At 53.3% G+C, this 1,515-nt stretch carries 1 rRNA gene; it reads right to left on the bottom strand.

Annotated features, from left to right (window positions below):
* A 16S ribosomal RNA gene (locus ACE026_RS13510) occupies positions 1-950 on the bottom strand; the annotation flags it as partial.
* Positions 951-1,515: the final 565 nt, after the last annotated feature.

The raw sequence follows: 1,515 nt of genomic DNA on the forward strand, positions 1-1,515 counted from the left end.
CTCCACCGCTTGTGCGGGCCCCCGTCAATTCCTTTGAGTTTCAGTCTTGCGACCGTACTCCCCAGGCGGCGAACTTAACGCGTTAGCTTCGATACTGCGTGCCAAATTGCACCCAACATCCAGTTCGCATCGTTTAGGGCGTGGACTACCAGGGTATCTAATCCTGTTTGCTCCCCACGCTTTCGTGCCTCAGTGTCAGTGTTGGTCCAGGTAGCTGCCTTCGCCATGGATGTTCCTCCCGATCTCTACGCATTTCACTGCTACACCGGGAATTCCACTACCCTCTACCACACTCTAGTCGCCCAGTATCCACTGCAATTCCCAGGTTGAGCCCAGGGCTTTCACAACAGACTTAAACAACCACCTACGCACGCTTTACGCCCAGTAATTCCGAGTAACGCTTGCACCCTTCGTATTACCGCGGCTGCTGGCACGAAGTTAGCCGGTGCTTATTCTTTGGGTACCGTCAGAACAACCGAGTATTAATCGACTGCTTTTCTTTCCCAACAAAAGGGCTTTACAACCCGAAGGCCTTCTTCACCCACGCGGTATGGCTGGATCAGGCTTGCGCCCATTGTCCAATATTCCCCACTGCTGCCTCCCGTAGGAGTCTGGACCGTGTCTCAGTTCCAGTGTGGCTGATCATCCTCTCAGACCAGCTACGGATCGTCGCCTTGGTGGGCCTTTACCCCGCCAACTAGCTAATCCGACATCGGCTCATCTATCCGCGCAAGGCCCGAAGGTCCCCTGCTTTCACCCGAAGGTCGTATGCGGTATTAGCGTAAGTTTCCCTACGTTATCCCCCACGAAAAGGTAGATTCCGATGTATTCCTCACCCGTCCGCCACTCGCCACCCATAAGAGCAAGCTCTTACTGTGCTGCCGTTCGACTTGCATGTGTTAGGCCTACCGCCAGCGTTCACTCTGAGCCAGGATCAAACTCTTCACTTAAAAACGCATAGTCCGAAGACTAAAAATTTAAAGCTGCAGATGCTTGACCGCTGGCAACGTTTCGCTTGCTTTAAAACAATTGATATGTTGCTTGATCAAACGTCTGCAAGATGGACATACATCCTTCCTGCAGGCGCCTTCACAAGATACCTGCGCATACTGTCAAAGAACTTTGGAATCGGCCTCAGCGCCTTCTTCCGTTTGCCCCGACGTTTCCGTCGTTGCGAGCCGCCCATTATAGACCGGCTTATCTGCTTCGTCAACACCTTTTTTCAAGGCCGTTTCACCGAAGTGAACCGTTGTTGCCGATGCCGCTTCGTCGTTCGCCTCAGAGGCTTTCGTCGTTGCGAGCCGCCTATTATGTCAGGCTTTTCGTTTCCGTCAACACCTTCTTTCGAAGCTTGTTGCCGTCGCTGCGGGTGGGTGTTCACCGGGGTGAAGACCGCGTCGCAGCGAGGGAGCGAATACTAAAGACTTCTGAAAATTCGTCAAGCGTTTTCGTCGATCTTTTTCATCAACGCGTCATCCATCCATGCTGCTCATCAACAAGCGCGGGGGGAGCGCG

Source organism: Stenotrophomonas sp. AGC87 (genome assembly GCF_057333975.1).